Source organism: Arthrobacter sp. HMWF013 (genome assembly GCF_003061105.1).
In the GTDB taxonomy this organism is placed as follows: domain Bacteria; phylum Actinomycetota; class Actinomycetes; order Actinomycetales; family Micrococcaceae; genus Arthrobacter.
In genome coordinates, this window is record NZ_QAIQ01000679.1 from 1 (window position 1) to 6,098 (window position 6,098).

Consider the following 6,098-nt stretch of genomic DNA (forward strand, 5'->3'; position numbering starts at 1 on the left):
GTCCGGAGCCGGTGCGGCTGCACCGGCAACGATGATTGCATCAAATTCCGTGGACCTCGCGGTGAGGTAGGTCCGTTGTACGGGGACGCCGCCGTCGCCCTCCTCACCCAGGTACCCGCCTGCCGGGGCGATGACCAGAGGCACGATGCCTTGGGCGTCCAGGGCTTTGCGGGCTGCGTTGACCGCAGCAAAGTCGCTGCCCTGATCTGCCACGATGCCCACCACCCTGCCCGCCACAGGCCAGGTCTTCCCCAGCTGGGACAAGGCGGGGCTCGGTTCGGAGTCCGGAACGTCCTCGGTGGCGGCCGGCGCGGGCATGCCCAGGCCCTTCGCCACCGCTGCGCACAGGTCAGTATCCACGTTGGCCAAAGCCAGCAGTTGCCGTTCCCGAATGGCTTTCTCGAAGCACTTGCCCAGTTCAAACGTGTAGGCCTGGATGATGTGGTCCTGCTCCGCAGGGGTAAGGCTGCGGAAGAACAGGCGCACCTGGCTGTAGTGGTCGCTGAAAGACGCGGGGTTCTTGCGTTCCTTGATGGACGCTGCCAGCTCTTCGGGGACGTCGATGAAAGCTCCCACATCCTGGCCTGCAAGGAACGGGCAGCCGCCGTCCAGGGAATTGGGGTGGTACGGCGCTGCACCGCCGTGGACTGCCTGTTGGTGCATGCCGTCGCGCAGCATATCGTTCACCGGCGCCTGCGGGCGGTTGATGGGGATCTGGGCGAAGTTGGGCCCACCCAGCCTGGATATCTGAGTATCCAGGTACGAAAAGAGCCGGACCTGGAGCAGGGGGTCATTGGTGACGTCGATGCCGGGAACCAGGTGCCCTGGGTGGAACGCCACCTGCTCCGTTTCAGCGAAATAATTGGTGGGGTTCGCGTTGAGGGTCATGATGCCGATGGGCTGGACCGGCGCCAGTTCCTCGGGAACGAACTTGGTGGGGTCCAACAGGTCGATGCCCTCGAACATCTGATCCTCGTTGTCGGGGAACGTCTGGACGCCCAATTCCCATTCGGGGAAGGCGCCGGCTTCAATGGAATCCGCCAGGTCCCGGCGGTGAAAGTCCGGATCCATGCCGTTGATGATCTGGGCCTCTTCCCAGACCAGCGAATGGACTCCCTGTTTGGGCTTCCAGTGGAACTTAACCAGCGTGGTCTTTCCCTCGGCGTTGAGGAAGCGGAAAGTGTGGACGCCAAAGCCTTCCATGGTGCGGAAGGACCGCGGAATGCCACGGTCGGACATGTTCCACATGGTGTGGGCCTGAGCCTCGGTATGCAGGGATACGAAGTCCCAGAACGTATCGTGGGCGCTCTGGGCCTGCGGGATCTCCCGGTCCGGGTGGGGTTTTCCGGCGTGGATGATGTCCGGGAACTTGATGCCGTCCTGGATAAAGAAGACGGGGATGTTGTTGCCCACCAGGTCATACGTGCCTTCATCGGTGTAGAACTTGGTGGAGAAGCCCCGGGTATCCCGGACCGTGTCCGCGGATCCGCGCGACCCCAGGACGGTCGAGAACCGGACGAACACCGGTGTTTCCACACCCTTGGCCAGGAAGCCCGCGCGGGTGATGTTCGCTGCCGTCCCATAGGACCGGAAGACCCCGTGGGCACCGGCGCCCCGGGCATGCACCACCCGCTCAGGGATGCGCTCGTGGTCAAAGTGCGTGATCTTTTCGCGGAGGTGGTGGTCCTGCAGCAGAATCGGTCCGCGGGACCCGGCCTTCAGGGAATGGTCTGTATCGCCGAGGCGCAGACCCTGCGCAGTGGTCAGATACTGTCCGGACTGGGCGCGGGCCGTCGCCGGAGCTCCGGTGGGGCTTCCCGTGGGTGAGACCGCCTCCGGGCCCTGCTGGTCAGGCTTGGGCGGCAGTGGCTCACGCGGGGTGGTGGGTTCGTCGAGGCTGGCTGGTTCGCTGGCGGGAACACCGGGGATCTGGATGTTGCTTTCTTCAGGCACGGATTCTTCTCCTCAGGATGGGCAACCTCAGCAGTCATCGGCGAATGCCGAGATGCTAAGTGTACTTAGCACTTTAGGCAAGGATGGCCGATGCCACAACCCGGGTTCATCTTTAGTCGAGGAGATTTGGCAGCCGAAAACAAAAAATGCGGCGCCCCGGTTTCCCGGGGCGCCGCATCTGTGTGTTCGTCAGGCTGGGTGAGCCTATTAACCCAGGGTGGCGATGACCCTGTTCAGCGTGGCGGACGGGCGCATGACGGCTGAGGCCTTGGCGTCATCCGGGTTGTAGTATCCTCCGATGTCCACCGGGGAGCCCTGGACCGCTGCCAGTTCACCCACGATGGTTTCCTCGTTGGAGGACAGCTCCTTGGCGATGGCCGCGAACGAAGCAGCGAGATCTGCGTCCTCGGTCTGCTTGGCCAACTCCTCGGCCCAGAAACGGGCCAGGAAGTAGTGGCTTCCCCGGTTGTCCAGTTCGCCGGCGCGGCGGCTCGGCGACTTGTTCTCCAACAGGAAGGTACCCGTTGCCTTGTCCAGAGTGTCGGCCAGAACCTGGGCGCGGGCATTGTTCGTGGTGGTGGCCAGGTGCTCGAAGCTCACGGCCAGGGCGAGGAACTCGCCCAGGCTGTCCCACCGCAGGTGGTTTTCGTTGAGCAGCTGCTGGACGTGCTTCGGAGCGGAACCGCCGGCGCCGGTCTCGAAGAGTCCGCCGCCGTTCATCAGCGGAACCACCGAGAGCATCTTGGCGCTCGTGCCAAGTTCCAGGATGGGGAAAAGGTCGGTGAGGTAATCGCGGAGCACGTTGCCCGAAACCGAGATGGTGTCTTCGCCCTTGCGGATCCGCTCCAGAGTGAAGGCTGTTGCCTTCTCCGGGGACATGATTTCGATCTGCAGGCCCTCGGTGTCGTGGTCATTGAGGTATTCGCGGACCTTGGCGATGAGGTTGGCGTCGTGTGCGCGGGTCTCGTCGAGCCAGAAAACGGCAGGCATCTTTGAGGCGCGGGCACGGGTGACGGCCAGCTTGACCCAGTCGCGGATGGGCAGGTCCTTGGTCTGGCAGGCACGCCAGATATCGCCTTCGGAAACCTGGTGTTCGACCAGGACGTTGCCGGAGCCGTCAACGATCTGGACCGTTCCGGCTTCCTGGATTTCGAAGGTCTTGTCATGGCTGCCGTACTCCTCGGCCGCCTGGGCCATCAGGCCAACGTTCGGCACGGTGCCCATGGTGGTGGGATCGAAGGCGCCGTGTGCACGGCAATCGTCAAGAACCACCTGGTAGATACCGGCGTAGGAACTGTCCGGGAGGACTGCCAGTGTGTCGGCTTCCTTGCCGTCCGGGCCCCACATGTGGCCGGAGCTGCGGATCATGGCAGGCATGGAGGCGTCAACGATGACGTCGGACGGGACGTTCAGGGTGGTGATGCCCTTGTCGGAGTCCACCATGGCCAAGGCCGGGCCGTCGTCGAGGCCCTTCTTGATGAGCGCCTGGACGCCTTCGCGGACATCCTCCGGCAGGTCCTCGAGGCTGCTGAGGATGGCGGCAAGGCCGTTGTTGGGGCTGATGCCGGCGGCGGCGAGCTGCTTGCCGTAGGTCTCAAAGAGTTCGGCGAAGTAGGCCTTCACCACGTGGCCGAAGATGATGGGATCGGAGACCTTCATCATGGTGGCCTTCAGGTGTGCGGAGAAGAGCACACCTTCTTCCTTGGCACGGGCAACCTGGGCCTTGAGGAACTCGTCCAGGGCGGCAGCGCGCATCACGGTGCCGTCAATGACTTCACCGGCGAGGACGGGGAACGGCTTCTTGAGGACCTTCACCGAACCGTCTTCGCGGACCAGCTGGATGGCGATGGTGCCGTCGGCTTCGATGACCACGGATTTTTCGTTGGAGCGGAAGTCGTCGGCCGTCATGGTGGCAACGTTGGTCTTGGAGTCAGCGGACCAGGCGCCCATGGAGTGCGGGTTCTGGCGTGCGTAGTTCTTGACGGACAGCGGCGCGCGGCGGTCGGAGTTGCCTTCACGCAGGACCGGGTTCACGGCGGAGCCCTTGATCTTGTCGTAGCGGGAACGGACAGCGGTCTCTTCATCCGAAGAAGGGTTGTCCGGGTAATCGGGCAGGTTGTAGCCCTGGCCCTGAAGCTCAGCGATGGCGGCCTTCAGCTGCGGGATGGAAGCGCTGATGTTGGGCAGCTTGATGATGTTGGCTTCGGGCTTCTTTGCCAGTTCACCGAGTTCAGCAAGGGCGTCACTGATCTGCTGTTCCGGGGTGAGGTAGTCACCGAACACGGAGATGATGCGGCCTGCGAGCGAAATGTCACGGGTCTCCACCTCCACACCTGCGGTCGAAGCAAATGCCTCGATGATCGGCAAGAACGAATAAGTAGCCAGCATCGGCGCTTCGTCGGTGTGGGTATAGATAATCTTGGACATACGCGGGCGTCTCCCTGGAGGTCGGCTGATTTTTTGAGAATCCGGCTATTTCACCATGGATTAACTTACCCGAGGACGCGCCTTTGACCCCTACCCGCACACCGGGAGGGCCTTGCGTTACCGCTTGAGGCGACGGTTCACTCAGCGGCGCTTGTGGGGAATATCACTGGGCCACAGCTGGACATACTTCGAGTCCCTGCGCCGCAGTTCCTCTGTAGAGGTGAACGGCGTCGAGGTAAAGGAGTGGACGGGGTCGACGTCGCGCAGCTGGAAGGCAGCGGCGGAGGCTTCGGGGTCCGGGGACCCTTCATCGACGCCGGCCACGTGCCGGCCGTGCAAAGCAGAACGTTTGGTGGACTTCCAGAATGCAATCACGGCAGGGCCCCAATTCACATAAAGTCCGGAGCCCAGATCGGACGATTCATTGATAGGGAAAAAGTACCCTCCACCAGCCATTTTGACCAGCACCGCGGCATCACTTCTATTTACAAAACCGGCTGCCCTCGATAGGTTACATGGGTTCAACGGCGGGCCAACTGGGAGCTCTCCGGCAATTTTTAGACAGGAAAATAATGACGCGCAACCGGTCTGTGGCTGCCAGCTTCCTCAGCCTTTCCGCGGCGGCCGTGCTGGTACTGGTTGGTACCGGCGGCGCCGCTGCAGCCCCCGCTGCGTCCGATGACAAGTCAACACCGGCCGTTTTCAGCGCCAAGGTGGACAGCACCGGCGCCGCGGACTACTGGACCGCTGACCGTATGCGCGCCGCGCTCCCGGGCGATCTGCTGGCAGATAAGTCGCTGGAACGCGGCAACAGGTCCAGCACAGTCGCAGCAGAAAAAGCCAAGGCCACCAAAGTCAAGGGCACCGCGGGCAAGCCCACCATCGCCCAGCCTGCGAGCGGAATGGACCATATCGGCAAGGTCTTCTTTACCCTGGACGGCGCGGACTACGTCTGCTCCGGCAACGCCGTCGAGTCCAAGAATAGGAGCACCGTGGCTACGGCCGGGCACTGCCTCTTCGGCGGTGCAGAACTGCCCACCCGGTTTATCTTTGTGCCCGGTTACAACAATGGCGAATCCCCCTACGGCGCGTGGACCGGTGATTCCTACTACCTCCCCGCCGGATGGAAAGAATCGGGGAACATGGCCTTCGATACCGGGTTCGCCGTGGTCAAACCGCTCGACGGCGCTCCGCTCCTTGCTGATGCCGTCAATGAGTCAGGAGTCGAGTTCAATGCTCCCCGAGGCCTCACCTACCAGGCATTCGGCTACCCGGCCGACCGCCCCTTCGACGGTGGATCGCTGAAGAGCTGCACCGGGACCGCCACCAACGACACGAACAACGCGCAGTTCGAAACCCAGGGCATCCCGTGCGACATGACCGGCGGTTCCTCCGGCGGCCCATGGTTCAACACCGCCACCGGCCTGCAGAACTCCATCAACAGCTACGGCTACAACCCCCACCCCGTGATGTACGGCCCGTACTGGGGCTCCGAAATCGAGGCAGCTTACGACGAGGCCGAAACAGCCAGGTAACCTGCAACGCGGGGTCACTTTCGACCCTCTCGAGCCTCGATATTGGGTGTTTAGTGACCCCGCGTTGCAGGAAAACGCAGGCAAACCACGACGGCGCCTGTCCCCTCAGCGGGGACAGGCGCCGTCGTTGTTTACCTGGTTAGTGGAAGAAGTGGCGGGCGCCCGTGAAGTACATAGTGACGC

At 62.8% G+C, this 6,098-nt stretch carries 4 protein-coding genes; 1 reads left to right on the forward strand and 3 read right to left on the reverse strand.

Features of this window, described 5'->3' with window-relative positions; genetic code table 11:
• The 3 genes from DBR22_RS22010 to DBR22_RS22020 form a co-directional block, all read right to left on the reverse strand.
• Positions 1 to 1,953 (reverse strand): catalase (locus DBR22_RS22010; RefSeq protein ID WP_108600730.1); only part of this gene is annotated, 1,953 nt, incomplete at its 3' end.
• Positions 1,954 to 2,160: 207 nt separating this feature from the next.
• Complete coding sequence (locus tag DBR22_RS22015) at positions 2,161 to 4,380, reverse strand: NADP-dependent isocitrate dehydrogenase (protein ID WP_108600731.1); 2,220 nt, start codon at positions 4,378 to 4,380, stop codon at positions 2,161 to 2,163.
• Between the two features lie 141 nt (positions 4,381 to 4,521).
• Positions 4,522 to 4,755: a hypothetical protein gene (locus DBR22_RS22020; protein WP_146187623.1), complete on the reverse strand. Its 234-nt coding sequence runs from the start codon at positions 4,753 to 4,755 to the stop codon at positions 4,522 to 4,524.
• Between the two features lie 197 nt (positions 4,756 to 4,952).
• Between DBR22_RS22020 and DBR22_RS22025 the strand changes: the two genes are divergently transcribed.
• Positions 4,953 to 5,915: a trypsin-like serine peptidase gene (locus DBR22_RS22025; protein WP_181365287.1), complete on the forward strand. Its 963-nt coding sequence runs from the start codon at positions 4,953 to 4,955 to the stop codon at positions 5,913 to 5,915.
• Positions 5,916 to 6,098 lie beyond the last annotated feature (183 nt).

Coding starts and splice junctions, on each gene's coding strand:
- DBR22_RS22025 (WP_181365287.1), top strand. CDS start 4,953: ATGACGCGCAACCGGTCTGTGGCTGCCAGCTTCCTCAGCCTTTCCGCG.
- DBR22_RS22015 (WP_108600731.1), bottom strand. CDS start 4,380: ATGTCCAAGATTATCTATACCCACACCGACGAAGCGCCGATGCTGGCT.